Here is a 26,890-nt window from a genome sequence, read left to right on the forward strand (position 1 = left end):
ATGCTGTTCCAGGATCTCGTCGCCGTTGACGACCATGGTGCGGAACTTCCAGCACTTGAACTCGCGGCCCTTGAAGCCGACGCGGCGGTGGCCGTAGAGCAGCGGCCCCTTGTCGGACCGCTTGATCAGCAGCGCCAGCCCCAGCATCAGCAGGCCCAGCAGCGGCAGGAACAGCAGGATCAACGTGAGGTCCAAGGTCCTCTTGGACCAGCCGCCGACCGGATGGGACTGAGGCACAAGTTCCGAGCCTGAGTGAGTGTCGTTGAAGGAAAGGGGCTTGCCCCCGGGCAATCGGTCGACGTCAACTTTGGACTTAACATCCACGCTGTCTGAGCTGATCATAAGTCGGCTTTCTTTAAAGCAGTATTTCACCAATTAAATACAACTCAAGCGAGAATAGGCTCGCTTGTGAGGTTCGGTTCTTTAGCCTGGCACTATTTGAGTAAAATTTGAATTATGCAACCGCTCAAGGTCATTCTGTTCGGAGTTGTGAATGGCAAGAGTTGCACAATATGCACAAGCTATTGAAACAGAATGCTAATAGCTAGTATGTTATTATTCCTGTTCTTTTAGACAGGTTGAGGCCAATCGCCAATTCGTCCCTAGACTGCCATGTCTTCATTAAGAGAAGACATAAGTCGTCCACATTATCGAAGTTGGTACCTATGAAAAAAATCTATGCCGCTCCGGCCCTGCGTATTTACGGTTCGCTGGAAGCAATGACCCAAGGCACCTCGACCGGCAATTCGCTGGACCGTGCTTTCCCGGCCGGTACGCCGCGCGGCGACCTGACCTTTTCGTAAGTAATCCTTGTTGTCGCTGGCGGCGGCTTCTGCCGCCAGCGATCCTTGAATGGTGTTTCCATGGTTTATATTGCTTCGCCAGACTGTGTGGCATGTGCGGTTGACGACGGAGTGGCGATCCTTGATCTGCGCTCCAATACATATTTCAGCCTGGACCCGGTGGGTGCAGATGTGTGGCAGCAACTGTCGGCGCCATCGTCACTGGATGATTTGGCCACGGCCATCGCGGATCAGTACATGATCACGGCCGGCGAATGTCGCAGAGACATTGCCAAGCTTCTTGAAGACATGACGAAGCACGGTCTGGTTCAGACGGTTTGATCATGGGGATCTTGCGCCGCATCCGCCGCGCGAAGCCTCGTGAAGCCATCCTGATTGGCCGAGCAATGGCTGCAGTGCTTCTGGTGCGCTGGTATCTGCTTCGGCGGCAACATCCCGCCCTTCGTGCCGTCATAGAGCGCCATCCCGCCATTCACGGGACGGATGTGCCACATTCCGACATGACGGAAGTGGCTTGGTCGATCCGGGCGGCTGCACGGCTGGTTCCCGGCGCCACCTGCCTGACGCAGGCCAGCGCGGGACAGTTGCTGTTGGCGCGCCGAGGATATGCAAGCATTGTTCGTGTTTCCGTTCCCGCAGAGGGCGGAGCCGAGACCATTGCGCCCCATGCATGGCTGATGGCGGGCACGACGATCCTTCTCGGTGGAACCTCCGCGGAATATGACCGCCACCGCCCCCTGCATGACTTCGTGCTTCCCGACATCCGGGAGAAGGCATGACCCGTTTTGCAGCGCTGGCCGGGGCGAATGCCGGCGATACCTTGCGCGCGGCCGCCGAAGCGATGGCGGCTGACTTGGCCCGTCGCACGCAGCTTCGGCCAGAACTCGCGGCGCGGGAGACCGGCTGGCTGATGCGGACGGCAATCGCCAACCTGTCTGCCGGAAGTGCCGGGATCCACATCCTGGGGCCTTTGTCATTGTGTGGCGACTTGGGGCTGACCGACCTCGCGGCTCTGCGCGCCGTCGCCGGGGGCACCGCCCGTGACATGCCGGAACAATTGCTGCTGGCCCTTTGGCTGCGGCTGGGGGAAGGCGCCCTTTCGCACCTGAATGGTGCCTTCGCCTTCGTTCTGCATGATGCACGCAGCGGCGCCCTGTGGGTCGTGCGCGATCGATTCGGGATCCGGCCGGTGGCTTATGCCGTCACCGATGATCGCTGCGTGGTGGCGTCGGATATCTCAACTGTGCTGGCAGGTCTGGAGACGGTTCCGGAAGTGGACCGTCAATGGATCGCCGACTTTCTGTCGGGCCAGGGGACCAGCCACGAGATGACTGCCTATGCAGCGGTTCGGCGGCTGCCGCCGGGGCACTGGCTGCGGGTTGACACACGGGGTCAGGCCGTGTGTCGGCGCTGGTATGACCTGACCGATGCGGCCGATCCGGCTCCGCATGATGCGGCCGAGGCTCTGCAGGCGATGCTGAAGCATGCCACCACCCAAGCCTGCCTTGGGGGGCAGACGGCGACGGCGCTCAGTGGCGGGCTGGATTCCAGTTCTCTTGCTCTTCTCTCCGTGCAGCCGGGGCAGGCGCGGCCTGCGCTGTCGCTGCGCTATGACAATCTCTCGATGGATGAAGGGGCGTATATTCAGGCTGTCCTGACGCAGGCGAATGGTGCGCTCGAGCCCGTGATGATGCGCGGCGAGGCCGATGACAGCATGTTCGATCTGGACCCGCTGCTGGACGAACAGGATCAGCCGGTCTTTGCGCCCGGCTTGTCGGGGAATCGGCAACTCTATCGAAAGGTTCGGGATCTGGGCTGCCAAGGCCTGCTGGATGGCCATGGCGGAGACGAAGTGATCGGCGGGACACTGTCGAACATTGCCAATATCGCCGCCGAAGGGCGCTGGCCCCTGGCCTTCCGCCTTGCCAGGCAGCACGCTGCCTTTGTCGGCGAGCCCCGCCTGCAAATGATGGCGCAACTGCTGGCGTGGCAGGGGCGGCGGGGCTTTGGCCGTCTGGGCCGGCTGCTGGCCAGTGCGCCGGCTCGGGATGCGGTGTCATGGCGGGCGCTGGTCGATCCGCAGCTGGCAGAGCAGACCGATCTGGTGGCGCGCGTCCGGGCGCTGCACGCTGGGGAGAAGGGCCGACCCACCCTTCCCGCGGGGGTTCGGGCGCATATGGCGTTGCTGTCGTCGCCCCTCATAGGCAGCGCTTTCGAGGTGATGGACCGTGCCGCGCGCGCAAACGGCGTGACGCCTCACTATCCCTTCTATGACCACCGTGTTGCCGAATTGTGCGTCTGGCAATCGGACGAAGCCAAGATTGCCCAAGGGCGCCCCCGGAACCTGCTAAGGCAGGCGATGCAGGGCGTGCTGCCGGAAATGGTCCGCCTCCGGCGCGACAAGGCCGATTTCATTGCCGATTTCTGGTCTGCTCTGCGTCGCGATCCTTCGGGCCGATTGGCGGCTTACCGGCGAGGGCCCGGCGTTCTGGAGGGGTGGGTCGACCCGGCCATCCTGCGCAAGGATGTCGAAGCCATCGCAACCTCGAACCATTCGAACACGCAAATTGCTTTTCGCGTCTGGCGTGCTGTATGGCTGGCAGCATGGCTGGAGCGGCCGACGCCACAGGTGCAGCCCGCTTCTTTTCCGGAAGACCTGATTATCACGGATTGTGCATGAGCTTGATGTCGTCTCATTACACCTATCGGGCCTATGGGCTGTCAGTACTGTCGGATGTTCCCCTTCCGGAACTGCCGCCGCATGACGTGGCTAGGGGTGATGCGGCAGGAGCGGCGGATTTGGTGATCTGCCATCACCCGCTGGACGATATCGAGCGGGGCCCTTGTCCCGATAGCCGCTTTGATACCGATGGCAGCCGCTTCTGGTGGCCCGAAGTGGGCGCCTTCCATGTGTCGGGTGACGGCCGACGGATCAGGTTCGCGCGCCAGCCGGGCGTTTCCGACGATTTGCTGGCCTTTCCGCTGCTGGGACCGGTCCTGTCCGAGGTGCTGCGCCGGCGCGGGCTGTTTGTCCTGCATGCCAGCGCCGTCATTTACCGCGGCCGCGCCATCGCCTTTCTGGCGGACAAGGGAGTGGGCAAGTCGACCACGGCAACGGGCCTGCTGAACCGCGGCGCTACGCTGTTGGCCGATGATCTGGTGGCCCTCGACGCAGGCGGTCAGGTTATCCCCGGCTTTGGTCAGGTCAAGCTGTCCGAAGCCGCAGCCGCGCGTGTGCCCGGCGGCGCACAAAAGCGCAGCCATGTCCACGACCAGATCGACAAGAGCCGTGTTCTGCTGCCTGCCGAAAGCCTCGCCCGGGAGGCCTTGCCGATCTCGCGCCTTTACCTGCTGGAACGTCAACCCGACAACAGCGCGTCCCAGGTGCTGCCGTTGAGCGTTGCCGACCGCCTGTCCGCCGTGATGCGGTTTTCCTATGCCGCCCGTTTTGGCGACGCGCTGTTGAGCGGCGCTGCCGCGGCAGACCATTTCCGCTCGGCCGCACAATTGTCGTCGCAATGCCCGCCGCGCCGGCTGCTGTTGGCGCAGGGGCTGGACCATGCCGGTGACATCGCCGGCGCCATCGAGCGTGATCTGGACGTGCAGACAGCATGACGGCCCCTGCAGATGCCCATCGGCCCGGCAAACCGGCACGGGAAGAGCTCGGGTCCTTCTTCGAGGCGCTTCGCAATCTCGAAGGCCGGCGGCTGGCCATAGGCACCCTTCTCCTCGTGCTGGGAACGTTGACCGAGGGTGCCACGATCCTGCTGTTCCTGCCGGTCCTGCAGATGGTGGGCGACGGCGGCGCGACCATCGAACTTTCGCGTATCAGCCTGCCGGGGTTCCAGTATCTGCCGCAGTCCGTGCCTTTGGGCGGGCTGCTGCTGGTCATCATGGGACTGACGGCGATGCAGTTGTTGTTCAACCGCAGCAAGGCCGTGTATCTGTCCGACCTGATCCACGATTTTACCAACCACTTCCGCCTCAGCCTGTTCCGGGATGTGGCTTCGGCCCGGTGGGATCATATCGCCCGCATTCCCCGCACCCGGATCGAGCATGCCCTGACGGGCGAGATCGAGCGGCTGTACCTGGCCGCCTATGTCTTTCTGAGCATCCTGCAGAGCCTGATCGGACTGGGACTGTATTTCGTGCTCAGCCTGATCGTGTCGACGCCGATGACGCTGTTGTCCTATGGCTTTGGCGCGCTGGCGCTGTTGCTGATGCGGCCATTCCGCAAGCTGGCAGGCCTTTACGGCAACAGGTTGCAGGCACAGCGGCAGCGTCAGAGCCACGCTGTGTCCGAGTTCGTCGGCAGTCTCAAGATGGCGCGCAGCATGAACCTGGAACGGCGGTATCAGGATCTGTTCGGCAGCATATTGGGACAAACCAAGGCCGATGCCCGTCAGTTCACGCGCCAGTCCACGATCGGATCCGGGCTGTTCCAGTTCTCGGTCGTTGCAGGGGCGTCGCTGTTCATCTGGGCCGCCCTCACTTGGGCACAGCTGGATATCGCGCGGATCGCCATCCTGCTGCTGCTGTTCATGCGCACTGCACCGCGTTTCCTGGGCGTTCAGGCCTCTGTCCAGCAGTTGATGGTCGATCTGCCGGCCTGGGGCGCGATCACGCGCCTCCAGCGCGAATTGCAGGGCCAGCGCGACCTTGCGATTGACGGGGATGCGCCCGTGGCTGCACCCCGGAGCGAAATCCGCCTGCAGGACGTCACATGGCGGTTTCCTGGCGAAAGCCGGGCCGCGATCAGCGACACGACCCTGACGCTGCGCGCCGGAGAGCTGACGGTGCTGACAGGTCCCTCTGGCGCGGGCAAAAGTACCGTCGCCGACATTGTCATGGGGCTTTTGCAACCCCTTGAAGGCCGGGTACTGGTTGATGGTGCCCCCTTGACTGTCCAACAGCTGCGCCAGTGGCGCGAGCGTACGGCCTATGTCGCGCAAGAGCCATTTCTCATCGACGACAGCATCCGGGCCAATCTGGCGATTGCCATGCGTTTTCCCGAACCCAAGGACACGAACGGCATGATGGCAGCCTTGGACATGGCTTCCGCACAGTTCGTACGAGATCTTCCCGCTGGACTCGACACGGCTGTCGGCGACCGGGGCGGCCTCTTGTCGGGAGGAGAACGTCAGCGAATCGCTGTTGCGCGCGCATTGATGCGCCAGCCGGATGTCCTGATTCTGGACGAGGCAACGAGCGCGCTTGATTGGGAAAACGAGCAGGCCTTGGTTTCAGCCATCAGGAAACTGCACGGAAAAGTGACAGTTTTGGCGATCACACACCGTCCTGCCCTGATCCGGGCCGCGGATGCCGTTTACGTCATGGATGGCGGTCGCGTGGTACAGACCGCCCGCCCGTGTGACCAGCCGATCCCCAGTGAGAGCTACCTCGGGCGGATGACCGGCTGATTTTACGGTTTTTTCCAAAAGGATCCCGCCTCTGCCGGCTGAGCAGATGGGCCTGAAGAGCCACATAAAGCACGATCAGGATCTGTGCCAGCACGATCATGCCGGCAATGAGGCCGGCAATCGACCAGGCGGACAGGCTTGTCATGATGCCCCAGACAGCAATCGCCAAGGCAACTGCAAAGGCCGCTATCAGATAAAGAACGATAAACATCGCAAGGCCCCTTCCCGCTTTGATTGTGCACAAACACGTCAGGAGGGAAAAGGGTTATCTTGCATGTTCTTTACAACAGACCGGTGACGAACCGTTCAATTGCTATAGGATTTGGAGGCCGTCAGCATCTTTTCCGACGATCCCGGCAACAGGAAGGACTGGAGCCGGCGCAGGTTCACCCGGTCGTAAACAACGCCCAGGCAGTTTGCTTCCAGATGGGGATGGTTCATCAGAACCGTATCAACCATGTCGCGGGGCGTCTTGCCCCATTCGCCCACGATGATGAAGCCCGGCAGTTCTCGCAGGATGGCGAGGCCTTGGGCCACGGGGTACAGCGGCGGTACATCCAGCACGACGTTGCCGAACTGGTTTCCCACTTCGTTCAGGATCCGCTGCACGGTGCGAGCGATGGTCAGGTCGTCGCTGGTTGCGTTGGCAGCCTGACCACATGCCAGCACGGTCAGGTTCGAGTTCTTGACGTCGAACAGCACCGACTGCCACTTTTCCTTGCCTGCGGCCACATCCGTCAGGCCAGGCTTGTCGGCCAAGCCAACCAGCCGGCTCAGTTGGCGCCCCCGCCGATCTGCATCGATCAGCAGGACCCTCTGGCTTGATGCCGCTGCCATCTGTCCTGCCAGGTTCAGCGCGACAGAGGCGCGGCCGGGATAGGGGTGGAAGGACGTGACGCCGGTGACCGGCGTGTTCGCGGTGCGGCCGCTGGCTGCCAGACGGACATGGCGCAGGGTTTCCGCATAAACCGAATCGGGATGTTGCAGGACGGGAATGGGAATCGCCGGCGTTTCGATGCGCGCCAAGGCAGGCAGCGTTTCTCCGGTGAAGGGGGGCGAGGAAGTGCGCGTGACTTTGGGTGCGGCCACTGCCCGAGGCGTGCGGCCGCGGCCCAGGACGGGAAGATGTCCCAGAAAACGCAGGCCCGAATAACCGGTGACGTCGTTTGCCGTGCGCAGGAAGTTTTCGCGCCCTTCGCGCAAGGCGGCCCGTGCCAGTCCGATGAACAGCCCCAGCAGCCCGGCAGCGATGGCCGAACGAAAGATCGCAGGCCCCGAAGGCTGGGTTGGGGTTTCGGCATAGGACAGGACGCGGACGTTGGAAACCGGGAAGGACTGCTGCTGCTCGATCTCCTGCGATTTCGTCAGCGTGGATTGATAAAGGGCCGAAAGCGTTTCCGCCTCCTGCTGCAGCGACCGCAGCCGGATCAGGGCGGCGGCCTGGCCTGCATTGCTGGCGGTTGCTTCGTTCAGGCTGCGGCGCAGCGCTTCCACCCGTTCCTCTGCGACGCTCAATTCGACGGCTGCGTCCTGGCGACGCGACTGCAGTTCGATGAACAACCGCTCGGCGCTTGCAGATAGGGTCTGGCGAAGGCCGGCAACCTGCGGATGATCGGGACCCGATGTCGCCAGCAGCTGCTGCAGCCGCGCGGTCACGTCATTATAGGTGTCCAGACGTGCCCGCAGCGTGTCGGACACGTCGCCGCCAACCGTCAGCGGGTTGCCCGCGCGGAGGCCTTCAACGCCGCCGGCGACCGCGCGATCATAGATGTCCAGCAAAGCCTGCGCACGTGCGCGATCGCCGATGGCGGTTGTCAGGCTGGCATTCAGTTCGCTTTGCGCCTGCTCGCCCAGAAGCTCGCCCGTCGAGGAGATGGCCAACTGGTTCTCGGCGGCAAATTGCTCTGCCGCATCTGCAGCCGCCTGTGCCTGAGCCCGCAGTTCCTGCAGCCGGCTTACCATCCAGGTATTGGTCTGGCCGACCGACTGTGCATTCGAACTCAGAATGTCGGATGTATAGGAGTCGGCATAAGCGTTGACGACAGCCGCCGCATAAGCCGGATCATGTGACGTATAGTTGACGGAAATGGCCGTGCTGCGCCCGACCCGCGCAACCTCTAGGCTGCGCTGCAGCAGGAATGCCGCACGACGGCGAGCCGGATCGACGGTTTCGTCCAGTTTTTCCGATGCCGTGGACGAAGCATCCGGAGCAACGGCTGTGGGTTGCGCCGGGCTTACCAGCACGCTGATCTTGTCCTGCAGCCAGACAACCGGAAAGAAGACGACATCCAGAACACTGCTCACCGCAGTCGCGAAGCCCGATTTTGGCGGATAAAGAAAGCCGGGAGCCTCATCCAGCGACGTCGTGTCCAGAACGTCGAAGGCCAGCTTGTTCGAGCCCAGAACCACGCGCGCGTTTTCGATGGTATCTTCCGGCAAGGCGCCACCCAGCCCGCCAATCTGGCGAACCGCGTTGTTCCTGGTGTCGTTCAGCAGCAGGGTCGCCGACGCACTGTAGGTCGCCGGCTTCGAAAGACCCCAGGTCAGTCCTAGGACCGTCATCACAGCAGCAGGCAGCAGGATCGTCATGCGCTGTCGCCGCAGGGCGTTCAGCATGCGCCGCAGTTCGATCGTCTGCACAGGGGGCGGAGGTGTCATCTCGTACGAGGTAACAGGCTCGTACGGTCTCAGGTCACGGGACATCATGTTCCTTTTGAACCTCTTGGCAGTCCAGACGTGTTTCCATAAAGCTCGACCTGCCGTGCACCGCCCAGATGGGCAGTGGCACCGGCATGCAAGGCGGCACGCATCAGTTGGCGATTACGCCGGGCAGGGCTCGCTGCGGAAAGCAGCGCCATGCCACAGCAGGCGAATGTCTTGGCTGCGGCCACCGCAGCGGCTTTCAGTCTTGCTTGCTGGCCACGACCCTCGACCAGGATGCTGGCGTGGGTGTGCCCCATCCGGTAGCGGCGCTTCAGCAGCCATCTCAGGCTGGCGCGGTCAGCGGGCACCGTTTCGTCGACAATGGCATCGGGCGCATAAGCAATGCGTCCGCCGGCCGACAGGTATTGGGCAAACCAGGCCGTATCCTCGCCCCCGGTCCGACCGCGGGACAGGTCGAAGCGCAGGCCATGAACAGACGGATCGCGCATGTCGATCAGGGAATTGCCGGTATAGCCCGAGATGATCTGCTGTTCCGCCCCCGTGACTGGCTGCGTGTCGTGGGGGCGTCCCCGGGTCATCCAGACAGGCGCGCCTTGCAGATACGTCGCGCGCACCGGCCCCAGCACCACCCCGGCACCCTCGCGTGTCCATGCCGCGACCAGTTTCTGCAACCATTCCGGTTGCACCGTCTGGTCATCATCCAGATAGATCAGGGCACGCGCCCCCGTGCGGACCGCATGATCCAACAGCGCGTTGCGCGCGATCGAGATATTGGCCGAAGGCGCGTGCAGATAGTCCATCGGCAGCGGATGATCGCGTGACACCCGCTCGACCAGCGGGCGGGCCGTGGGCTCGGCATCGTTGTCGGCAATGGCAATGGCGACCGGCAATCCGCAGGGCAGGAGGTTGCGCAGCGATGCCAGCGTCTGCTCCAGTTCGGCACGGCGGAAGGTGCAGATGCCGATCAGGACAACATCGTTGGCGTCTGGCTTGTGCAGCATTGTCATGGCCCTACCTTGCGGTTGCCGCTCAGCCATTCGCGCCAGAACCCGAATGACCAGGCAAGATGCATGGCCCCGGCAAAGAAGCCTGCCGGAAGACCGCTGAGGCTGCGCTGGGTGGCGGCAATGACGGCGCCGCCCACGATGCAGATGGCCAGCCAGCCCAACAAGGGCAGGGCAAAGATCCAGGCCAGCGGGCTGAGAACAGCCAGAGCCATGGCAGGGGCCAGCAAGGCCACGACTGCCTGACGCATGCCCGGCTTTTCTGCATGCTTGGTCAGGTTGCGCCGCCGGCCCCTCCCAAAGGCCTGATATTGCCGCATCAGCGACAAAAGGCTTGAACGGGGGAAGTAGGTCAGCCGTGTCTGCCCGGTCAGCCAGATCCGGAAACCGGCCTCGATCAGACGGTGGTCCAGTTCCGCGTCCTCGTTGTGGGTGAACGTTTCGTCATATCCGCCAACGCTGCGAAACGCCTGGATCCGCATCAGCGCATGGTGGCCGTGCCGGACCCAGTCTCCGCTGCCTGCCAGCCGGTGGGCCGAACCGCCATTGCCAAGCCGGGAATTTTGCGCCGCTGCTATGGCACGCTGCCAGAAGCCCTGACCCTGAGCATCCATGGACACGACCACGCTGTCAGCGCCTGTTCGTTCAGCCTCGGCCAGCAGGGTATCCGCGAAATCATGGGGATAATGGCTGTGGGCATCCAGCCGCATCAGCCAGACGGCATCATCGCCGAACCGCGCGACGGCCAGATTGACCGCCGCTGCCTGGATGCGGCGCGGATTGTCGATCAGATGAATGCGCGGATCAGCGGTCGCCTTGTTGCGAACGATGTCGCATGTTGCATCCCGCGAACCGCCATCGACAACCACGATTTTTGCCTGCGCCGCAGCGGGAAACCGCAGGACGCTGTCCAGAACAGCGGCAATATGCTGCGCTTCGTTCAGGGTCGGGATCACGATGAGAAGCGGAGAGCCAGTCATGCGGCAATCTCCCGGCGATGGGATTCGTCAGTGCCACAAATGGCGGCGGTCAGGGACATGCATTCGTCGCTGTCCATCTGAAGCCTGTTGCGCGGGATGTCGGCCAGCGCCGCATGGCAGCGTGCCAGATCCGCAGGCATGACGCCGGTCAGGCCGTCACGGATGGCCTCGTCCTCGGGCGCCTCCAGCAGGATGCCGCAGGACCAGGCCTCGACGCGGCGCGCCACTTCGGTGCCCTTCAGGACAACAGGCACTGCGCCGTTCAGGCAGCCCTCGTACAGACGGTTGGGCAGCAGCCAGTCGGAATTCTGTCCTGCTTGATAGCGATCGATCAGCCAAGCCAGATCCACCTCCCCATAAATCGAGGCCAGATCGTCCGGCCAGCGATACGGCCCCGGATAGTGCAGATCGGGATTCGCCTCCACGACGGCGTGAAAATCCTCCAGTACGTCCAAGGCGGGCCGGCCCCGCAGGATGACCCGGAAGCGGCCGGGATGATCGCGGGTCAGGCGGTCCAGTGCCATCAGCGAAAACCGGCAGCGCAGCATACCGAACCAGCCGATGACCAGCGGTGCAGCCTGGTGAGGGACGGCAGATGCACCCCCTGCCGGCATCACATCGGCAAAGGGCTTGTTCTCGACCAGCAGGGTGGGCGTGGCGGGCTGCCCGTAGGCCTGCAGATAGCGCGACACGAACGCGGGCGAGGATACTGCAACCAAGGCACTGGCGCGCATCAGCCCTGCCTCGACCCGGCGCAGGGCGCGGGCCTTCAGGCTGTCGCCCAGCATCATCGAATGGATGTCCAGAAGTTCATAAACCAGCCGGGCCGGACGCCGCCGTTGCAGCATCGCCCCCAGCATCAACATTTCGAGATTGCGGGCCAGGATGACCTCGGGCTCGCCCGAGGCAGGGCGCGGAACCAGACGGTCGATGCGGGGCAGGACTCTGGCAATCGCACGAAGGCGCTGGCCCATCCGCCCATTGGCGGTTTTGCCGATGACGATTGCCGGTTCTGCAAGCGGCCCCTCGGCACGACGGAAGCCCGCCACCCGAACCTGGGCACCACCGCGGCGCAACATCTCGACCCTGCGCCAGATCGACGGGTCATCGAGATCATGCGCCAGATAAGTGACAAGCACGCCGTTCAGTCTCCTTGCCTATTAAAAACATTCAATCTGACCGCAGGATGAGCGGACCAGAGAACAACCATTTACACGAAGTCCACGCGGGTAATTCGAGGTTTGAATACTGCATTGCGGCAAGATGGTCTATAACGACGGCAGTTCTGCAACGCTCTTTTGCATAAATGGTGAACAAGATCGCGTGTCGCGGTCCTGCTGCAACCAAGATCAGCAGGACCTGCAGTACCCGAAGGTCGTCACCTGCCCCGGAGATTTCCTTGAAGCAAGAACCTGACTTCGCTGGCATCATGAGGCACGGCGGCCAGACCCAACCGCCGCATCAGGTCCATCCGCTTGTCCCGGGCCGTCAGGCGCAGGATCGGCCAGACGCGGGCCGGGTCGCGAAAGGCCTCGCGAGCCGCGCCCGTCAGTCCCACTTGCGCCTTCTGGTCAAGGAAAAGCCTGTGGTGATACTTGTTGCGGGTCAGCCGCTCTTGCCGGACCAGCAGGTCGCGCGCATCCTGCGTCAGCATGTCCTGGGCCAGGATCTGCTGGACCGCCCGGGAATAGTCACGCAGGTCGTTGGTCCGGTGGCGGGCACTGAGGGAATCGCCTCGCTGGAAGGCGACATAGCCGCAGGACCTGATTGTCAGAAAGCGCGCGCCGCGGGCCATCAGCCTGACATAAAGGACGAAATCTTCCCCCAGGCGCAGATGATCGACATAGGTCAGACCGGTCCGTTGCAGAATGTCGCGGCCGATGACGGGCTTGAGCAGCCCGGTTTCGTTGCGCCCCATCCGCCCGGTATTGATGTTGCCCGCGATGAAGGTGGGCAGCGTCAGCAGCGCAGGGGCGTCGGCATATTCCGGCATAGGCAGGCTGTCCGCCTGTGCTCGCAGGTGATCGGGCACCAAGGCGATGTTGTCTGCCGCCAGATCCCAGCCCTTGTGCCTGAACAGCCGCGCGAATCGGCCCGGCAGGAACATGTCGTCTGAATCGAGGATTGCGATCCACGGCGCCTTTGATGCCGCGATGGCCATGTTTCGTGCCTTCGAGGGGCCCGCGTTCACGGTCAGCCGGATGACCTTGAGCCTGCCCGTTCCGTCATCCGCAGACTGTGCCGCGCCGCCCGTGTCGTCGCCGGACGCATCATCCACCACCACCACTTCGGCCACTTCCGGCTCTGCGAGGGCCGACAGGATCGCCTGCCGGATTGTCCTTTGGGCATTATGGGCGGGGATGATGACCGAGACTTCATTCATGTCGTACTCTGTAGGTTCTGGAAGGTGACGACCTGTGGAAAGGACGGCTGAAAGGCGGAGGCAAGGTCCGTTCGGATTTTCGGAAGCCTGCAGGGTGACATGTGCCAGAAACGGACCGCAGCGAGAAGCCAAAATGCGCCTGACGTTTCCCTGCAAGGCGGCTGATGTCTCAAGAAACCGGCAGCGTCACCCCAGTCAAGGCGATTCTGGACATCCGATAAGCAGGTTCAGCGTCCGGCGCTGTTCCCGAGGTTCCGCAGCATCCGCAGGCGGGCAGCCGTGGGTCCGGGGCCTGAGGATATAAAGCGGGCAGGATTTCGTGCTCCACGCCAGTGCCTAATGATCAGTCCCCTCCCTGAAGCCTTGGCGACTGTCCTTTGGCATCGTCGTGGCAGAAGGAAGGCGATTATTGGACAGACAGTCAGCAAGCTGCCTCTTCATGAAAACTGCTGTTTTTGGCAACCAAAGGAGAATTGTCCTCATGCCTGCCGTCGCCGACTAAGGACGGGTCCACAGCGGCGCAGGTCTGCCGTACGATCCGCGAGGCTTGTCCGGTCAGCGTTGCTCCCTCGTTGCCGATGATCCGTCACGGAAAATCCGACAATTCCGAGGCAGGGCTGCCCCAGGGGTCAGCCTCTTGCAGTTGCTTTGCGGCGCAGCCACAGTAGAACCATGAAACCGCCTGCAATGATCTTGGCCGGAGGCCGCGCCACCCGGATGGGCGGGGGGGACAAGCCGCTGCTGCCCTTGGGCGGCCGGACGATGCTGGATCTTGTCCTGGACCGGCTGTCACCGCAGGCTGGCGGCATTGCCCTGAATGCCAATGGCGATCCGGCACGTTTTGCAGCCTTCGCCTTGCCGGTCCTTGCCGACAGTCTGCCCGATCACCCGGGTCCGCTGGCGGGCATTCTGGCCGCGATGGATTGGGCAATCGCATTGGGGGTGCCGCATGTGCTGACAGTGGCCGGGGATACGCCCTTCTTTCCCGGCGATCTGGCGCAGCGCCTGCTGGAGCGGCGGGGATCGCGTGGATTGGCGCTGGCGGCCAGCCGGGATGCGCAAGGGCAGACGCGTGACCACCCGACCTTTGGACTGTGGCCCACATCGCTGCGGCAGGACCTGGCGGAGTGCCTGGCCCAGGGACAGGGCCGTGTGCGGAGCTTTGCGGCCCGGCACCAGCCGGGGCTTGCCATCTGGGACGACTGGCCGCTGGATCCCTTCATGAACGTCAACACCCCCGATGATCTGGCGCGGGCCGAGGCGGCACTTGCCGCGCTTTGACCTGATCCTGGTCCTCGACTGGTCCGCCAACGGCACTCCCAAACACGGCGCCGATTCCATCTGGCTGGGCAGCGACAGGGACGAGCCCGTCAATCCATCCACGCGCGCCCGGGCCTTCCGGATGATCGAGGCGCGGCTGGATCAGGCCACGCGTGCGGGGCATCGGGTCCTGCTGGGCGCGGACCTTGCCTTTGGTCACCCTTCGGGATTGGCCTTGCGGATCACCGGACGCCCCGATGCCCTGGCGCTCTGGGATCATCTGTCGGACAGGCATCAGGATGATGAGCGCAACCGCAGCAACTATCGCGAGATCGCCGCCGAGATGAACCGCAGGCTGGGACGGCCCGTCTTTTGGGGCAACGGCCGCAAACAGCAGATCCCGGATCTGCCGCGCCTTTGCCCGCCCCCTGTTTCCGGATTGCCCCGCCACCGCGTGACCGAGAACCCTTTCGGCGCAGCGCGGCCGAAATCCCCTTTTCAGCTGGCGGGTGCGGGATGCGTTGGCGCACAAAGCCTGACGGGCATTCCATGGTTGAACCGGCTTCGCCAGCGCCCCGGAGTGGTCGTCTGGCCGTTTCAGCCTTGGCAGGATGCAGGAGTGGTGCTGGCCGAGGTCTATTCTTCGATCATCGCGGCCGAACTGCGCCTTGTCGGCGGCTTTTCCTGCCGCGATGCTGCCCAGGTGACCGTTCTGGCCCGTGCCCTGCGCCAGATGGACGATGATGACCTGCTGGTCCCGGCGCTTGCTCCTGATCCGCGCGTTGCGGACATGGCGGCCGAGGGGCAGATTCTAGGCTTTGGCCACGAGAACAGGCTGCGCGCCGCTGCCCGTGCCGTGTCGGAAGCCGGTGCGTTTCGGAACGCGGACAGCTTTGACGGCGTTCGGCCGCGCCACGCAAACCCGAGGGTCCCATGACGAACCGCAGCCTTGCCCTTCTGGTTTTGATGGCCGCCATCGCCTTTGCAGTCTCGCCAGTGATCTTTCCTGACTTTGCCGGCTATCGCCCTGATCTGTTCCCGATCCCCCAAGAGGATCCGCCGGTGCAGCCCGCGGGCTGGGCCTTTTCGATCTGGGGACTGATCTATGCCTGGCTTGTCCTGGGGGCGGGCTTCGGGCTGTGGAAGCGGGCCAAGGATCCGGACTGGCAGCCCCTGCGCGTGCCCCTGCTGGTCAGCCTGATTGTGGGGTTTTTCTGGCTGCCGGTGGCGACGCGGCTGCCGGGCCTCGCAACGCTGATGATCCTGATGATGCTGGGCGGCGCCGTTCTGGCCCTTCTGCGGGCAGGGCGCCGTGACCGATGGTGGCAGGTGGCGCCCGTAGGGCTCTATGCCGGCTGGTTGACGGCAGCGTCCGGGGCGTCTGCGGGGATATGGCTGGGCGGACATGGCGTGCTGCCTGCGCAGGCGGCCGCGATCTTGTCCCTGCTGGCGGTCTGCGCGGTGGCATTGATGGTCCAGTCGCGGCGTCCGGGCGAATGGGCATACGTGGCGGCGGTGATCTGGGCACTGGTTGGCGTGATCGCGGCCAATGCCGCGCAGGGCAACGGACTGGTTCTGGCCGTCGCCGCCTTGGGCGGCCTTGTTCTGCTGGCACGGGCCTGGACAGGGCGGGCGAAAGGCTAGAACATCACCATGGGATATGGTCGCCCTTCCAGTCCCGGAAGCTGCCCGTATCCTCGGGCGTCAGGCGTGCGATCACGGCAAGCAGGGCTTCAGCACTGTGGTTGGGTGTGATGGTCGGATAACGGGCGGCATAGTCTGCCGTCAGGGATGTTTCCACGGTTCCGGGATGCAGCGCCACAAGGATCGCCTGCCGGTTCTTGCGCCGGTATTCGATGGCTGCCGTCCGGATGATCTGGTTCTGCGCGGCCTTTGCCGCCCGGTAGCCGACCCATCCTCCCAGTCCATTGTCGCCGATCGAGCCCACCCGCGCCGACAGCGATCCGAACACCGAACGCCGGTCCCGCGCCAGCAGGGGGCCAAAGAAACGGATCGCCAGCGCAACCCCCGTCGCATTCAGCGCGAACTGCGCAGCCATTGCCTGCGGATCGACCGCCTCCATCGACTTTTCCGGCTGCCGTCCATCGATCACCAGGGCGCCGATCGTGTTCAGGATCAGGTCAAAGTCCTGCCCTTCCAGCCGCGCCGCATGTCGCTCGAGCGTTTCGGGCCGCGTCAGATCCAGCCCGTCCTCACGCCGCGACAAACCCGTCACCGTTGCCCCGTCACGGACCAGACGGGCCGTTATTGCTGCCCCGATCCCGCCCGAGGCTCCCAGGATCAGCGCCCGCATCATGAGCGGAGCGCCCGATAGGCGGCCATGGCACGGTCCCGCCCTTCGGCCAGCGGAATGACCGGAGTCGTGGCCCGGGACAAGTCGATCCCCCAGGAAAGGGGCGCGGCTTGTGCGAAGTCCTGCGCCCCCGCCTTGTCCGGTTGCAGCCAGAAATCGCGATACCGGGCCTTGGGGTCGAACTTGGCCCCCTGGCCATCGGGATTGAAGATCCGGAAGAAGGGCGAGGCATCAGGCCCGCATCCTGCCACCCACTGCCAGTTCATCGCGTTGGAGGCCGCATCCCAGTCCGTCAGGCAATAGGTGAACCAGTCCAGCCCGACCTTCCAGTCGGTCATCAGGTGCTTGCACAGGAAACTGGCGGTGATCATCCGGACGCGGTTGTGCATCCGGCCGGTCGCGAACATTTCGCGCATGCCGGCATCGACCATCTGCACGCCGGTGCTGCCGCGCTTCCACGCTTCGGCATCGGCATTGTCGCGCCGCCATGGAAATGCCTGCCATTCTGGCCGCCAGCAGGTGCGGTCCAGATCAGGCGCGGCATGCATCAGATCACGTGCGAATTCGCGCCATGTCAGTTCCGACAGGAAATGCTCGGCGCCCTGCACGCCTTCGCGCCATGCGGAGTCGCATCGTGCCCAGACACGCCGCGCGCTGATTTCGCCCACGGCCAGCGAATCGGCCAGGCCCGAAGGGGCTTGCGGGCGCCACGGCAGGTCGCGGTGGACCTTGTAGTCGGGGAGACGGCCTTCGAGGAACTCTTCCAGCCGGGCATGGGCTTCGTCCTCGCCGGCGCGGACATGGCGGGCAACGACGTCCCAGCCCCGACGCATTTCGGCCCGCGCCTCGGGCCAGTCGGTGCCGTCGCTGTCAGGCCACATATCCGGCGCACGCAGCCTCGGAACAGGCAGGGGTGGCGCGATCGGTTGCTGGCGCAGCGCCTTCCAGAAGGGAGAAAAGACCTTGTAGACACCGCCTGTCCTGGTCAGCACCGAGGCGCGGGGGACAAGATCGGCCAGCGGATGCAGGTGCAGGGCCGCGCCTCCCCGTTGTGCCGCAGCCTCAAGCCCGTCATCGCCGGCAAAGGGAAAGCCCTCCGATGTGTGGATTTCGGCCGCGCCTGTCTGACGCGCGACCTCGGGCAGGACCCTGTCGGCCCTGCCGCGCCGAACGATCAGACGGCTGCCCAGCCTTTGCAGCGATGCATCCAGCATGGGCAGTGACAGGGCCTGCCGCTGGGCGCTGGCCGGATGCTTGCGCGCTTCGTCGGGGTCCAGGATCACCAGGGGAATCACCGCCCCCGCCTGTGCCGCCGCAACCAGCGCCGGATGGTCGTCCAGCCGCAAGACCCGCCTGAACCAGCAGATGACCGTCATCCCGTTCTCCTTGATGCCCGCCAAGGACACGCATGGCGGGGGCAAAAGTTTCATGGCATCGGCAGAGCGCAAAGGGGTTGCGCGCCATTGTCACACCCCGCCCCGGTGCTATAGCTGGAAGCCTGCGTCCGTCGAAGGCCCTGATCCCACCCGTGTCCGATCCTGTTCCCACTCCCGGCCCCACCCCTGGCTTTGTTTCTCTGGTTTCGGCCGGACCGGGTGATCCCGAACTTCTGACCCTGAAAGCTGCACGGCGCCTGGCCGAGGCGGACGTGGTTCTGTTCGACGACTTGGCCTCGGGCCCGGTGCTGGACCATGCAGGGCCGCAGGCGGAACTGATCGCGGTGGGAAAGCGCGCCGGCCGTCCCTCGGCACGGCAGGAGGTTGTGAACGAACTGATCGTCCAGCACGCGCAGGCAGGCCGCCGCGTGGTGCGTCTCAAATCAGGCGATGCCGGCATCTTCGGACGGCTGGAGGAGGAGCTGGTGGCCCTGACCCGCGCCGGCATCCCCTTCGAAATCGTGCCGGGCGTCACCTCCGCCAGTGCGGCGGCGGCGGCAATGGGAATGCCCCTGACGCGGCGGCTGACGGCGCGGCGGGTGCAGTTCGTGACCGGCGCCGACGTGACGGGCCACCTCCCACAGGATGTGAACTGGGCCGCCTTGGCGGATCCGGCGGTTACCACCGTTGTCTTCATGGGCCAGCGCAGCTTTCCGCAGATGGCCAAGGGTCTGGCCGCTCATGGCCTGCCGGGAACCACGCCCGCGCTGTTCGCGGAAGCCGTGGGTCATCCCACGCAGCGGCTGGTCCAGACCACGATCGACGGCTTGGCCCGGATGCTGGCCGAAGGACCGGTCAGCCAGCCGGGCCTGATCCTTTACGGGCCACTGGCCTTTCCGCCCCACAAAGACTGAACCGTCCGTTCCGGACAGGTTGCCTAAAATGCACGGCATGCAAGATCTAGCCAGACGGGCGCGTTAAGCCCATCTTAAGACTTGCCCACATCCCCGGCCCAAGGGCCTCCCGCAACTTCGAAAAGATCATGATCGTGTATCGCCACGTGACCACCTTTGGTGTCACGCAACAACGCTGGCTGTCCAGGATCTCGGACCTCGCTGTGGTCGAGGTCGGAGGTCAGGCGATGCTGGTCGCGGCGACCCATGTGGGGGGCGGGATCAGCAGCTATCAGATTGGGGATCCCGACACGGCCTTGGTCCAGTTGCGCACCCGCGCCTATCTGGAGAGTTTCGCTTACCAGGGTCCGCCGCAGATTACCGCCGTCACCATCGGCGGACGCAGCCTGATCCACCTGGGGCAGATGGATCAGGCCGCAAACCTTGCCACCGAACTGCGCAGTGGAAACGGGGCCTTGTCGCCCTTCGCAAGCGTTTTCGGTTCGTCCTTTGGCGCAAACACGACCGCGTTGGGCCAGGTGCAGACGGCGCAGGGGCAGATCGTCCTTTCAGCACAAGAAGGCGGGCTGCAATTGCAGACCCACCGGATGGCGGCCGATGGGTCCTTGTCCCCGATCAGTCAGGTCACGCTGCCCGTGCCGCAGGGCAGCACCGATGCAACGCTGGACAAGGTGGTCGCCGTGACCGTGGACGGTCAGCGCATTCTGGTTGCGATTTCCGGCAACGGCAACTTCGTTTCGACCCATCTGATGACCGATGGCGGGGCCTTGGGACCGGGAATGATGCATGTCGCGGCGCGGGGGGCGGGCTATGACCTTCCTTCGGATGTCGAGGTGGTGCAGTCCGCCGGCCGCAGCTTCGTCATCCTGGGCGGCGCGGGCTCGAATTCGCTGACGGTCTTCCGGCTGACCTCGGACGGCCGACTGACCACCACCGACCATGTCATCGACGAAGGCACCACCCGCTTTCAATCCGCCACCGCAATCGAGACGGCGGTGGTGAATGACCGCGCCTTTGTATTCGTGGGAGGCGCCGACGACGGCATCACCGTCTTCACCCTGCTGCCGGATGGGCGCCTGCTGCACATGGCCACGATCGCGGACACGGACGCCATGACGCTGGCGGATGTCAGCGATATCACTGCCCTCGTCCGCGACGGCCGCATCATGCTGTTCGTCGGTTCCTCGACGGAGACAGGGGTGACGCAACTGGTGTTCGACCCCGGCCCCGTTGGCCGCACGACCGTTGGCGGCACCGGCCGCTTCGCCGGCGGGGCAGGAGGTGATCTGCTGGTCGCGGGCCCCGGGACGACCCGGCTGGAGGGGGCTGGCGGCAATGACATCCTGGTTGCGGGCAGTGCGCCGATCACGCTGGTCGGCGGCACGGGGGCCGACATCTTCGTGCCTTCGCAGGTGCGGGGCCGCATCTCGATCCTCGACTATGAACACGGTACCGACCGGCTGGACCTGTCGATGCTGGGAAACATCCGCAGCATCTGGCAGCTGCGGTTCGTGCCCACCGCATCGGGGGTGATGATCATCTATGGCGAAACCATCCTCGACATCACCACGCGGGACGGGCGTTCGCTGAGCATCGGCGATTTTTCGAACGCCCTGTTCCCCATTGCCCATTACCTGCCTCCGCAGATCGATCCGGTCGACATCGACCCGGGCGACACGCCCACTGATCAGCCGGGATGGATATTCGGAACGGCAGGTCACGACCGCCTGACGGGGACGTCGGGGCCGGACATGATCATGGCAGGAGCCGGCAACGATACCGTCTCAGGCGGGGGGGGCAGGGACACCCTGAAGGGGGAACTGGGCGACGACGTGCTGCGCGGCGGCGACGGCGACGATGTTCTGCATGGCGGGCCCGGACGCGATACGCTGTTCGGTGACGCCGGCAACGACGTGATCCATGGGGAGGACAATGAGGACCTGATCTATGGCGGCGATGGCGACGACACGCTCAACGGCGGTGCCGGCAGCGACCTGATCTATGGAGGAAACGGCCAAGACCGGCTGATCGGGGGGGCGGGCGACGACACGCTGGTCGGAGAAGGCGGCGATGACTGGCTGGAGGCGAGCGAGGGCAACAACCGCCTGCTGGGCGGCGATGGCAATGACACGCTGATCGCGGGCGCGGGATCGGATCACCTGAACGGTGGGTCGGGTCACGACAGCCTTCATGGCGGTGCGGGCAACGACACGCTGCTGGGCGAGGCAGGCAACGACATTCTCTGGGGAGAGGATGGAGATGACCTGCTGAGCGGGGGTGATGGCGATGATCTCGTTTCCGGCGGAGAGGGCAACGATACGCTTTATGGCGGGTCGGGCAATGACCGTTTGGACGGCGGCTGGGGGGCGGATATCCTCTGGGGTGACGGAGGCAATGACACGCTCTATGGCGATATCGGGAATGACCGGCTGCACGGCGGTCTTGGTGACGACGTCCTTTATGGAGGGGCGGGTCGCGACGTGCTGCGCGGCAACCAGGGCAACGATACGCTTTACGGGGGGACCGAGGACGATTTCCTGTTCGGGGGGCTGGGTGATGATGTGCTGCATGGCGAAGAGGGCAATGACGTCCTTCACGGGGAATGGGGCAACGACCTGATCTTTGGCGGGGCCGGCAATGACCGGCTGCTGGGCGGGGCGGGAAATGATACCATGCACGGCGGAGATGGGAACGATGTCCTGATCTCGATGATGGGCAACAACTGGATGGACGGGGGTGCGGGTAATGATCGGCTGACCGGCGGTGGCGGGCACGACAGGCTGTTCGGCGGCATTGGCCACGACCTGATCCTTGGCGGAGGCGGTCACGATACCATCGATGGTGGTGCCGGAAACGACCGCCTGTTTGGCGAAAGTGGCAACGACTGGTTGATCGATTATTTCGGCGACAACTTCCTGTCGGGCGGCGCGGGCAATGATACCCTGCGTGCAGGGGCGGGTTGCGACACCCTGTCCGGCGGCATCGGGGACGATCTGCTGATGGGAGGCGCCGGCAACGACCGCCTTTACGGCGGGCCCGGCAATGACCGCCTGATGGGCGGGCCGGGGCACGACACCCTTGACGGGGGTCTGGGCAATGATCGCCTGTTCGGGGGTCCGGGAAACGATCGCCTGTTCGGGGGCGCGGGCAACGACATTCTTGAAGGAGGGGGTGGCAACGACACGCTGGCTGGCGGAGTCGGTGCGGATATCCTGCGCGGCGGAGCAGGGGCGGACCGTCTGTTCGGCGGCGCCGGGAATGATACGCTGATCGGGGGAGAGGGCCCAGATATCCTGACAGGGGGAGGCGGGCGCGACATGTTTCGCTTTGTCTCCCTGGCCGACAGCCGGCCGGGGGCTGCGGACCTGATCACCGATTTTCGCGGGGGCGAGGATCTTTTGGACCTGCGGTCCCTGAACCTCGGTCATGCCGCTGCGCGGTCGGTGGAATGGTCGCATGTGGGGCAGGAAACCCATGTCCATGTCGACACCGATGGGGATCACCAAGCCGACATGCTGATCCGTTTGACCGGTACGCTGAACCTGGCGGGTGACGACTTCCTGATTTAGCCTGCCAGCCGCGCGGTGGCCCAGGCAGCGGCCTCTGCCACCACCGGATCAGGATCGCCTTGCAGCGCCCGCGCGGTGTCGATCAGCCCCTGGTCCCCCGAATTGCCGATGGCATAAAGCACATTGCGCACAAAGCGGTCCCGCCCGATCCGTTTGATCGGACTGCCCGAGAAACGCTCGCGGAAGCCGGCATCGTCCAGGGCGGCCAGTTCCCTCAAGGGAGGAGCGTCGATGATCCCGCGATAGCGCATCTCGGATCCTGCCTGCGCGAACTTGTTCCAAGGACAAGCGGACAGGCAGTCGTCACAGCCATAGATGCGATTCCCCATCAGGGCCCGCAGCTCGGGGTCGACCGGCCCCTTGTGTTCGATGGTCAGATAGGAGATGCAGCGCCGCGCATCCAGCTGATAGGGTGCGGGAAAGGCCCCGGTCGGGCAGGCATCCAGACAGGCACGGCAGGATCCGCAATGGCTGACCTGCGGCGCATCGGGGGGCAAGGGCATGGTCGTGAAGATCGCCCCCAGAAAGAACCAGCTGCCCAGTTCGCGCGACAGCAGGTTGGTGTGCTTGCCCTGCCAGCCCAGTCCCGCCGCCTGCGCAAGGGGTTTTTCCATCACGGGCGCGGTATCAACAAAGACCTTGATCTGGTGCCCCGGCTCGGGCGCATGTTCCAGCAGCCAGCGCCCCAGCCGCTTCAGCCGCTTCTTGACCAGATCATGGTAATCCTTGCCCTGCGCATACACGCTGACCGCGGCATGGTCGCGCCGCTCCAGTGCGGCCAACGGGTCGCCGTCGGGCGTGTACAACTCGGCCAGCATGATCACCGCTCGCGCTTCGGGCCAAAGGGCTGTGGGATCGCCGCGCCAATGGCTTCGTTCCGCCATCCAGTTCATCTGCCCATGCCGTTCGGCCGCCAGAAAGGCGGCCAGCCTTTCGGCCTGCTCGGGCACCGCGTCCGGACGGGTTATCCCCATCCGGGCAAAGCCCACCGCCTGCGCTTCTGCCGACAGGAGGTCTTTCATCCTGTCCCAGTCGGTCATGAAGGCGCCTTCAGGCGATGAGGGGCACTGCCCCCCGTCCTTATCCGAAATCCAGTTCGGCATAATGCGGTGCCGGATGAATGCCCGGCATCTGGTCGGCCAGGATGGACCGGAAGGCGGGACGCGACTTGATGGTCGCATACCAGTCCCTCAGATTTTCCGAACGGTCCCAGTCCACGTCCGAAATGTAATCCAGACAGGAAAAATGTGCGGCGGCCGTGAAATCCGCAAGGGTCAGCGTGCTGCCGGCCAGCCAGCGACGCGTTTCTAGAAGGCTGGAAAGATAATCGATATGCTCCTTGATCGCGCGCAGGCCGTCCTTGACGATGCGGCTGTCGGGATAGCCCGAACGCGTGATCTTTTTCCAGACACGCTCGTTCATGATGGGCTGCGTCACCTCGGCGTGGAACTTGTCGTCGAACCAGGTGCACAGGCGACGCACCTCGTGACGCTCCAGCGGCGTTTGCGGCATCAGCGAAGGGGCGGGCACCGCCTCGTCCAGGTATTCGATGATCGCCTGGCTCTCGGCCAGCATGTTTCCGCGATAGCGCAGGACAGGCAGCTTGCCTGCAGGATTGCGGCGCTTCAGGTCGGGCGGACCTTCCCAATAGCGCTCTTCGACCAGCTCAACCTCGATCTTCTTCTCGGCCAGCACCAGCCGCACCTTGCGGCAGAACGGGGACAGCGCTGTATGGTACAGTCGCGTGGTCTGCGTGTTGGTATTCATGACCTGCCGGGGACCTTCTTTCGTGTCTCAACTCCTGCTTGATACGCCCGCACCCCTGCGCTTTCAACCGCCCGGGCTTACTCGAAGCAGTGCGAACGGCCATCCCGCGCAATCGTCGCCGCCCCGTCGGCAATGGACCGCGACCGTTTCGAGGCCGAAGCAGGGCTTCGGGACTTGGGTGCAGGCAGAACTGCCGCCAGGCGCGCCGCCTGAACGGCTGTCAACTGATCCGGCGTCGTTCCGAAATGCTCGCGCGCGGCGGCGTGGATGCCGAAGATGCCCGGACCGAACTCCGCCACGTTCAGATAAACCTCGAGGATGCGCCGCTTGGACCACAATGCCTCGATCAGGGGTGTCAGGGCGGTCTCGAGGACCTTTCGGCCCCAACTGCGTGTTTGCCACAGAAAGGCGTTCTTGGCCGTCTGCTGCGTCAGCGTCGAGGCGCCGCGCGACGACCCGGATGCCACGACCTTGCGGATCTCGGTCATGTCGAAGCCCCAGTGGAGGCAGAAGTTCGCGTCCTCGGCTGCCACGACCGCCCGCCGCATCGCGGGTGCGACGTCATCCAGTTGTGCCCAGCCCCGCGCGGCCAGATCATGCTTGCGGGCTTCGCCGATCATGGTCCATGTCGCCGGCGGGTTGACCAGCGCATAGATCGAAACCGACCCTGTCATGACCAGAAAGAACCGCAAGACAACAAAGCGCAGCCAGAACAACCCCCGGCCCCGCAGCCGCTGAAGAACAGGCGCGGAGGCAGGCGGGGAATCGCTTGAATCAAGGGGGCGGAAGGGGCGGCGCAGGATCATGGGCGCATGTCTCATGCAGGATGCGCTTGCGTCAAGCGCGCCAAGCCGCTGTCTGACCAGCCGAGGCTGTACCGTTCCGGCGTTGGTGACCAGGACGGCCAGAGATGCATCCTTGCCGTTCAGGCCGCGGGGCAGGGATCCCGAACGATCTTCCACCGGCACGATCAGTCAGGTGATGCTGGTGCAGCCTGTCAAGTGCAACTCGATGCGGTTGCCTTGATCAAACGCGCCTTGGATTCACATGTTCGCAGAAATCATCGGCACGCCCAGTGTGAGGCGGCCAGGAGTGGGGATCAGGGATGCCTAGGCCACTGGCCCGATCGGATGCAGGACCCGCCTTCAAGCGCCTGCGGTGCAATCCAAGGGTCAAGACGCAGCGCGGCCCCGCAAAGGGGCCGCACCAGGATCATTCGGCGGGAACCGCGCTTGGTTCCTCGACCGCCGCAACGGGATGGGGCAGAAGCGCCAGCATCTCCTTGGGGCAGACCTGCAGGAAGTTGCCCTTCTCGCGGTCCCAGTTCGACAGGATCTCATCCGCGCGGCGTGATCCGGTTTCCTTGAGGTGACGCTCGATCAGGCCCTTCAATTCGGCCTCCCAGTGGCTCTGGGTGACCGGGCAGAGAAGCAGGGTCTCGACGTTGATGTAATCCCGCGCCAATCCTTCCGGGTCATACAGATAGGCCATCCCGCCCGTCATGCCCGCGCCAAAGTTCGCACCGATCCGGCCCAGGATCACCGCGACGCCGCCCGTCATGTATTCGCAGCCGTTCGACCCGCATCCCTCAATCACGACCGAGGCACCGCTGTTGCGAACTGCGAACCGCTCGCCTGCACGGCCGGCGGCGAACAGATATCCGTTCGTGGCGCCGTAAAGGACGGTGTTGCCGATGATTGTGTTGTCGGCCGCCACCAACGGGCTGGACATTGGCGGCCGCACGACGATCGTGCCTCCCGACAGGCCCTTGCCCACATAGTCGTTGGCGTCGCCCGACACCTCGATCTTCAGTCCCGGCGCCGCAAAGGCGCCAAGCGACTGGCCCGCGCTGCCCGTCAGGCGCACCGTCAGGTGGTCGGGCTGCAGGTTGTTCCGCATCCCGAACTTTTGCACGATCATGGACGAGGTCCGCGTACCGACCGTGCGCTGCGTGTTCCGCACGGCATAGGACAGCTGCATCTTCTCGCCGTCCTCGAAGAAGCGGGCGGCGTCCTTGACGATCTCGGCGTCCAGCGTTTCCAACACGGCATTGCGCGGCTTGGACCGGTCATAGACGATCTTGTCCGCGCCATCGACGGTGATCAGCAGCGGGTTCAGGTCCAGATCGTCCAGGTTTGCGGCACCGCGGCTGACCTGGGTCAGCAGGTCGGCCCGCCCGATGATCTCGTCCACGGACCGTGCACCGATCGATGCCAGGATCTCGCGCACCTCCTGGGCATAGAAGGTGATCAGGTTCACGACTTTGTCGGCGCTGCCGGTGAACATGGCGCGCAGCTTCTCGTCCTGGGTGCAGACGCCCACCGGGCAGGTGTTCGACTGGCACTGGCGCACCATGATGCAGCCCATGGCAATCAGGGCGGCGGTGCCGATGCCGTATTCCTCGGCACCCATCATCGCCGCCATGACGATGTCGCG

Annotated in this window: 23 protein-coding genes; 11 read left to right on the forward strand and 12 right to left on the reverse strand. The window is 64.3% G+C overall.

The genetic code is table 11. The features are described from left to right. Positions 1–195 (reverse strand): sugar transferase (locus tag ACLHHB_RS00740; RefSeq protein WP_410216363.1); only part of this gene is annotated, 195 nt, incomplete at its 3' end. A gap of 470 nt (positions 196–665) precedes the next feature. Between ACLHHB_RS00740 and ACLHHB_RS00745 the strand changes: the two genes are divergently transcribed. Genes ACLHHB_RS00745 through ACLHHB_RS00770 form a run of 6 tightly spaced genes read left to right on the forward strand, consistent with a single transcriptional unit; the run spans position 666 to position 6,223 of the window. Beyond that, the gene (locus tag ACLHHB_RS00745) at positions 666–803 is read left to right on the forward strand and encodes a hypothetical protein (protein WP_410216364.1); all 138 of its coding nucleotides are present in this window, start codon (positions 666–668) and stop codon (positions 801–803) included. Positions 804–863: 60 nt separating this feature from the next. Beyond that, the gene (locus ACLHHB_RS00750) at positions 864–1,124 is read left to right on the forward strand and encodes a PqqD family protein (RefSeq protein ID WP_410216365.1); all 261 of its coding nucleotides are present in this window, start codon (positions 864–866) and stop codon (positions 1,122–1,124) included. A gap of 2 nt (positions 1,125–1,126) precedes the next feature. Further along, positions 1,127–1,582: a lasso peptide biosynthesis B2 protein gene (locus ACLHHB_RS00755; RefSeq protein ID WP_410216366.1), complete on the forward strand. Its 456-nt coding sequence runs from the start codon at positions 1,127–1,129 to the stop codon at positions 1,580–1,582. Then, a complete protein-coding gene (locus ACLHHB_RS00760) occupies positions 1,579–3,483 on the forward strand; it encodes an asparagine synthase-related protein (RefSeq protein WP_410216367.1) in 1,905 nt (634 codons plus the stop codon). The genes ACLHHB_RS00755 and ACLHHB_RS00760 overlap by 4 nt, the downstream gene beginning before the upstream one ends. Then, on the forward strand, positions 3,480–4,418 hold the full coding sequence (locus tag ACLHHB_RS00765; RefSeq protein WP_410216368.1) for a serine kinase: 939 nt from the start codon (positions 3,480–3,482) through the stop codon (positions 4,416–4,418). The genes ACLHHB_RS00760 and ACLHHB_RS00765 overlap by 4 nt, the downstream gene beginning before the upstream one ends. After that, the gene (locus ACLHHB_RS00770; protein ID WP_410216369.1) at positions 4,415–6,223 is read left to right on the forward strand and encodes an ABC transporter ATP-binding protein; all 1,809 of its coding nucleotides are present in this window, start codon (positions 4,415–4,417) and stop codon (positions 6,221–6,223) included. Before ACLHHB_RS00765 ends, ACLHHB_RS00770 begins: the two co-directional genes overlap by 4 nt. Positions 6,224–6,529: 306 nt before the next feature. Here ACLHHB_RS00770 and ACLHHB_RS00775 read toward each other — a convergent pair whose 3' ends face one another. The 5 genes from ACLHHB_RS00775 to ACLHHB_RS00795 form a co-directional block, all read right to left on the reverse strand. Beyond that, entirely contained in the window at positions 6,530–8,926 is a 2,397-nt protein-coding gene (locus ACLHHB_RS00775) for a GNVR domain-containing protein (RefSeq protein WP_410216370.1), read from the reverse strand. Further along, a complete protein-coding gene (locus ACLHHB_RS00780; RefSeq protein WP_410216371.1) occupies positions 8,926–9,894 on the reverse strand; it encodes a glycosyltransferase family 2 protein in 969 nt (322 codons plus the stop codon). The genes ACLHHB_RS00775 and ACLHHB_RS00780 overlap by 1 nt, the downstream gene beginning before the upstream one ends. Then, complete coding sequence (locus ACLHHB_RS00785) at positions 9,891–10,871, reverse strand: glycosyltransferase family 2 protein (protein WP_410216372.1); 981 nt, start codon at positions 10,869–10,871, stop codon at positions 9,891–9,893. The genes ACLHHB_RS00780 and ACLHHB_RS00785 overlap by 4 nt, the downstream gene beginning before the upstream one ends. Beyond that, positions 10,868–12,010, reverse strand: a complete 1,143-nt coding sequence (locus tag ACLHHB_RS00790; protein WP_410216373.1) for a glycosyltransferase — start codon at positions 12,008–12,010, stop codon at positions 10,868–10,870. Before ACLHHB_RS00790 ends, ACLHHB_RS00785 begins: the two co-directional genes overlap by 4 nt. A 239-nt stretch (positions 12,011–12,249) precedes the next feature. Next, positions 12,250–13,254, reverse strand: coding sequence for a glycosyltransferase family 2 protein (locus tag ACLHHB_RS00795; protein WP_410216374.1), 1,005 nt, complete (start codon positions 13,252–13,254; stop codon positions 12,250–12,252). 672 nt (positions 13,255–13,926) lie between these two features. On the opposite strand from ACLHHB_RS00795, the gene mobA reads away from it, so the two are divergent. From mobA to ACLHHB_RS00810, 3 genes are read left to right on the forward strand one after another with little or no spacing between them, the layout of a single operon-like run. Further along, positions 13,927–14,535 carry a molybdenum cofactor guanylyltransferase MobA gene (gene mobA, locus ACLHHB_RS00800; protein ID WP_410216375.1) on the forward strand — a complete coding sequence of 203 codons (609 nt, stop codon included), beginning with the start codon at positions 13,927–13,929 and terminating at the stop codon, positions 14,533–14,535. Further along, positions 14,522–15,451, forward strand: coding sequence for a hypothetical protein (locus ACLHHB_RS00805; protein WP_410216376.1), 930 nt, complete (start codon positions 14,522–14,524; stop codon positions 15,449–15,451). Before mobA ends, ACLHHB_RS00805 begins: the two co-directional genes overlap by 14 nt. Beyond that, positions 15,448–16,158: a hypothetical protein gene (locus ACLHHB_RS00810; protein ID WP_410216377.1), complete on the forward strand. Its 711-nt coding sequence runs from the start codon at positions 15,448–15,450 to the stop codon at positions 16,156–16,158. The genes ACLHHB_RS00805 and ACLHHB_RS00810 overlap by 4 nt, the downstream gene beginning before the upstream one ends. A 4-nt stretch (positions 16,159–16,162) precedes the next feature. Here ACLHHB_RS00810 and ACLHHB_RS00815 read toward each other — a convergent pair whose 3' ends face one another. Next, a complete protein-coding gene (locus ACLHHB_RS00815; protein WP_410216378.1) occupies positions 16,163–16,831 on the reverse strand; it encodes an SDR family NAD(P)-dependent oxidoreductase in 669 nt (222 codons plus the stop codon). After that, on the reverse strand, positions 16,828–18,204 hold the full coding sequence (locus ACLHHB_RS00820) for a cryptochrome/photolyase family protein (RefSeq protein ID WP_410216379.1): 1,377 nt from the start codon (positions 18,202–18,204) through the stop codon (positions 16,828–16,830). Before ACLHHB_RS00820 ends, ACLHHB_RS00815 begins: the two co-directional genes overlap by 4 nt. Before the next feature lie 152 nt (positions 18,205–18,356). Here ACLHHB_RS00820 and cobA point away from each other — a divergent pair, with 152 nt between their 5' ends. Beyond that, entirely contained in the window at positions 18,357–19,118 is a 762-nt protein-coding gene (cobA, locus tag ACLHHB_RS00825; RefSeq protein WP_410216380.1) for a uroporphyrinogen-III C-methyltransferase, read from the forward strand. Positions 19,119–19,252: 134 nt separating this feature from the next. Next, positions 19,253–22,687, forward strand: coding sequence for a calcium-binding protein (locus ACLHHB_RS00830; protein WP_410216381.1), 3,435 nt, complete (start codon positions 19,253–19,255; stop codon positions 22,685–22,687). Here the strand turns inward: ACLHHB_RS00830 and queG are convergent. The 4 genes from queG to ACLHHB_RS00850 all read right to left on the reverse strand — a co-directional run. Then, positions 22,684–23,727 (reverse strand): tRNA epoxyqueuosine(34) reductase QueG, encoded by a 1,044-nt coding sequence (gene queG, locus ACLHHB_RS00835; protein ID WP_410216382.1) that lies wholly within the window; start codon positions 23,725–23,727, stop codon positions 22,684–22,686. The two genes, ACLHHB_RS00830 and queG, sit on opposite strands and share 4 nt — an antisense overlap. Before the next feature lie 40 nt (positions 23,728–23,767). Beyond that, entirely contained in the window at positions 23,768–24,454 is a 687-nt protein-coding gene (locus ACLHHB_RS00840) for a glutathione S-transferase family protein (protein ID WP_410216383.1), read from the reverse strand. A gap of 77 nt (positions 24,455–24,531) precedes the next feature. Beyond that, positions 24,532–25,275 (reverse strand): monofunctional biosynthetic peptidoglycan transglycosylase, encoded by a 744-nt coding sequence (gene mtgA, locus ACLHHB_RS00845; RefSeq protein WP_410216384.1) that lies wholly within the window; start codon positions 25,273–25,275, stop codon positions 24,532–24,534. Positions 25,276–25,666: 391 nt separating this feature from the next. Next, positions 25,667–26,890: glutamate synthase-related protein (locus ACLHHB_RS00850; protein ID WP_410216385.1), on the reverse strand; the 1,224-nt coding region annotated here is incomplete at its 5' end.

Source organism: Paracoccus sp. (in: a-proteobacteria) (genome assembly GCF_046462195.1).
Lineage (GTDB): Bacteria > Pseudomonadota > Alphaproteobacteria > Rhodobacterales > Rhodobacteraceae > Paracoccus.

What these genes read in the sequence shown, in the direction of transcription:
- queG (WP_410216382.1), bottom strand. Translation starts at nt 23,727, where the DNA reads ATGACCGACTGGGACAGGATGAAAGACCTCCTGTCGGCAGAAGCGCAG.
- ACLHHB_RS00745 (WP_410216364.1), top strand. Translation starts at nt 666, where the DNA reads ATGAAAAAAATCTATGCCGCTCCGGCCCTGCGTATTTACGGTTCGCTG.
- ACLHHB_RS00815 (WP_410216378.1), bottom strand. Translation starts at nt 16,831, where the DNA reads ATGATGCGGGCGCTGATCCTGGGAGCCTCGGGCGGGATCGGGGCAGCA.
- ACLHHB_RS00780 (WP_410216371.1), bottom strand. Translation starts at nt 9,894, where the DNA reads ATGACAATGCTGCACAAGCCAGACGCCAACGATGTTGTCCTGATCGGC.
- mtgA (WP_410216384.1), bottom strand. Translation starts at nt 25,275, where the DNA reads ATGAGACATGCGCCCATGATCCTGCGCCGCCCCTTCCGCCCCCTTGAT.
- ACLHHB_RS00785 (WP_410216372.1), bottom strand. Translation starts at nt 10,871, where the DNA reads ATGACTGGCTCTCCGCTTCTCATCGTGATCCCGACCCTGAACGAAGCG.
- ACLHHB_RS00810 (WP_410216377.1), top strand. Translation starts at nt 15,448, where the DNA reads ATGACGAACCGCAGCCTTGCCCTTCTGGTTTTGATGGCCGCCATCGCC.
- ACLHHB_RS00840 (WP_410216383.1), bottom strand. Translation starts at nt 24,454, where the DNA reads ATGAATACCAACACGCAGACCACGCGACTGTACCATACAGCGCTGTCC.
- ACLHHB_RS00760 (WP_410216367.1), top strand. Translation starts at nt 1,579, where the DNA reads ATGACCCGTTTTGCAGCGCTGGCCGGGGCGAATGCCGGCGATACCTTG.
- mobA (WP_410216375.1), top strand. Translation starts at nt 13,927, where the DNA reads ATGAAACCGCCTGCAATGATCTTGGCCGGAGGCCGCGCCACCCGGATG.
- ACLHHB_RS00770 (WP_410216369.1), top strand. Translation starts at nt 4,415, where the DNA reads ATGACGGCCCCTGCAGATGCCCATCGGCCCGGCAAACCGGCACGGGAA.
- ACLHHB_RS00750 (WP_410216365.1), top strand. Translation starts at nt 864, where the DNA reads ATGGTTTATATTGCTTCGCCAGACTGTGTGGCATGTGCGGTTGACGAC.
- ACLHHB_RS00755 (WP_410216366.1), top strand. Translation starts at nt 1,127, where the DNA reads ATGGGGATCTTGCGCCGCATCCGCCGCGCGAAGCCTCGTGAAGCCATC.
- ACLHHB_RS00820 (WP_410216379.1), bottom strand. Translation starts at nt 18,204, where the DNA reads ATGACGGTCATCTGCTGGTTCAGGCGGGTCTTGCGGCTGGACGACCAT.
- ACLHHB_RS00795 (WP_410216374.1), bottom strand. Translation starts at nt 13,254, where the DNA reads ATGAATGAAGTCTCGGTCATCATCCCCGCCCATAATGCCCAAAGGACA.
- ACLHHB_RS00765 (WP_410216368.1), top strand. Translation starts at nt 3,480, where the DNA reads ATGAGCTTGATGTCGTCTCATTACACCTATCGGGCCTATGGGCTGTCA.
- ACLHHB_RS00775 (WP_410216370.1), bottom strand. Translation starts at nt 8,926, where the DNA reads ATGTCCCGTGACCTGAGACCGTACGAGCCTGTTACCTCGTACGAGATG.